The organism is Terrabacter terrae (genome assembly GCF_039529575.1).
Taxonomy (GTDB): domain Bacteria; phylum Actinomycetota; class Actinomycetes; order Actinomycetales; family Dermatophilaceae; genus Terrabacter; species Terrabacter terrae.
The window spans coordinates 1-2,004 of sequence record NZ_BAAANB010000212.1 but is presented as its reverse complement, the minus strand read 5'-3'; the positions used below and the strand labels follow the sequence as shown (position 1 = coordinate 2,004).

Genomic DNA, 2,004 nt, shown 5'->3' with positions numbered 1-2,004 from the left:
GGAGGTGGTCGTCGCCGGCCTTGCTCGAGTCGGTCAGGACCACGCACTTGCGGGCGGCGGCCACCATGGCGCGCTTGACGAGCGACTCGGACTGGTCGGGCGTCGTGAGGCCGCGGGCGACCGAGAGGCCGTTGGTGCCGAGGACCGCCACGTCGACGACGACGTCGGCGAGCGCGCCGGTGGCCCAGTCGCCGACCGCCGCGCCGGTGGTGCCGCGGACGCGCCCGCCGAGGAGGTAGAGCTTGATGCCCGGGTGGGTCGAGAGGACGGCCGCGGCGGCGAGGCTGTTGGTGAGGACCGTCAGGTCGAGGTCGGGCGGGAGCAGCTCGGCGACGGCCAGGGTCGTCGATCCCGCGTCGAGGATGATGCTGCCACCGCTGGGCAGCTCGTCGAGGGCGCGGGCGGCGATGCGGCGCTTCACCTCGGTCAGGCGGCCGGAGCGGGTGGCGAGCGTCGGCTCGACCTCGAGGCGCTCGACGGGGATGGCGCCGCCGTGGACCCGGCGCAGCGAGCCGCGGCGCTCGAGGGCGGTCAGGTCGCGGCGCACCGTCTCGGCGGCGACGCCGAGGGTGTCGGCGAGGGCGGTGACCTCGACCCGGCCGGCACGACGTGCCTCGGCGATGATGCGCTGCTGCCGCTCCGCTGCGTACATCGGACTCCCTCGTCCTGCGTCTGTCGTCCTGCTCGACTCGCCCGGTCCCCCGTTGGGCCGGTTCCTCAAGAGAACCACCGGCCCGGCCCGATGTAAAGAGATTCGGTCACCCGTTTTTGTGGGTTCGAGTGCGAACCAGACCGAAACGGCCACGACGGGGGCGTCGCACCTCGCTCACGGCGGGGCCGCGGCGGCATACAGTGCGGCCATGCAGAGCAGCACCTTCACGCTGACGACCCCGGACGGCACCGAGGTGTTCGTCAACCGCTGGCTCCCGGACGGGCAGGCCAAGGCCGTCGTCCAGGTCGCACACGGGCTCGCAGAGCACTCGAGCCGCTACGCCCGCTTCGCCCAGCGCCTGACCGACCACGGGTATGCCGTCTACGGTTCGGACCACCGCGGCCACGGGAAGACGACGGGCACGCGCGGCTCGTTTGCCCGGCAGGGCGGCTGGCAGACGGTCATCGACGACCTGCACGCCGTGACCGATCGCGCCCGCGAGGAGCAGCCGGGGCTGCCCGTCTTCCTCCTCGGCCACAGCATGGGCTCGTTCCTCGCGAGGGGGTATGCCGCGCAGTTCGGTTCCGAGCTCGCCGGCCTCGTGCTCTCGGGGACCTCGGGCGGCGCCGGCCCGATCGGCCGGGTCGGCATCTTCCTCGCCGCCACCCAGGCGCGGCTGCGCGGCCACACCCACGCGAGCGGGCTGATGAACACGCTGAGCTTCGGGCAGTACAACAAGGCGTTCAAGCCGACGCGCACCGACTTCGACTGGCTGTCAAGGGATCCTGCCGAGGTCGACAAGTACGTCAACGACCCCGACTGCGGGTTCGTCTTCAGCGCAGGCGGATTCGCCGATCTGCTGCGCGGGCTCGAGACCGTCAACACCGACGCGAGCGCTGGACGCATCCCCAAGGACCTGCCGGTGCACCTCGCCTCGGGCCAGATGGACCCGGTGGGCGCCAACGGCCAGGGGGTGCAAAAGGTCGCCGACCAGCTGCGCCGGCTCGGCGTGCGGGACGTGACGATGAGCCTGTGGCCGGAGGCGCGCCACGAGATCCTCAACGAGACGAACCGCGACGAGGTCGAGATCGAGATGCTCGACTGGCTCGACGCGCACCTCCCCGCCCGGGCGGAGTGACGGAGCAAACGCGCCTCAGCCGTTGAGCTGGCGGGGCGGCTCCATCCGGCCGGCCGGCACGGGCGGTGGGAGCGGCACCTCCTGGCCGCCCTCGTCGAGCTGGAACGGCGGGTAGACGTCGGTCATCAGGGCGGCGTACGCGACGACGCGGTACACCCAGCGGTTGAGCCCGATCACGAGGTCGAAGAGCGCCCGCGGGTAGCGCCCCGTGAAG

Annotated in this window: 3 protein-coding genes; 1 reads left to right on the top strand and 2 read right to left on the bottom strand. The window is 72.4% G+C overall.

The genetic code is table 11. The features are described 5' to 3' along the window. On the bottom strand, positions 1 to 652 hold a 652-nt coding region (locus ABD194_RS21135; RefSeq protein ID WP_343995209.1), incomplete at its 3' end, for a DeoR/GlpR family DNA-binding transcription regulator. Positions 653 to 860: 208 nt separating this feature from the next. Here ABD194_RS21135 and ABD194_RS21130 point away from each other — a divergent pair. Continuing rightward, positions 861 to 1,790, top strand: coding sequence for an alpha/beta hydrolase (locus tag ABD194_RS21130; RefSeq protein WP_343995207.1), 930 nt, complete (start codon positions 861 to 863; stop codon positions 1,788 to 1,790). A 15-nt stretch (positions 1,791 to 1,805) separates the two neighbouring features. On the opposite strand, the gene ABD194_RS21125 is transcribed toward ABD194_RS21130, so the two are convergent. Continuing rightward, positions 1,806 to 2,004, bottom strand: a 199-nt coding sequence (locus ABD194_RS21125) for a DUF4389 domain-containing protein (protein WP_343995205.1), incomplete at its 5' end; no start/stop codon positions are given.

Bases quoted from the DNA above. Each gene is read 5' to 3' on its own strand.
- ABD194_RS21130 (WP_343995207.1), top strand. From the start codon at position 861: ATGCAGAGCAGCACCTTCACGCTGACGACCCCGGACGGCACCGAGGTG.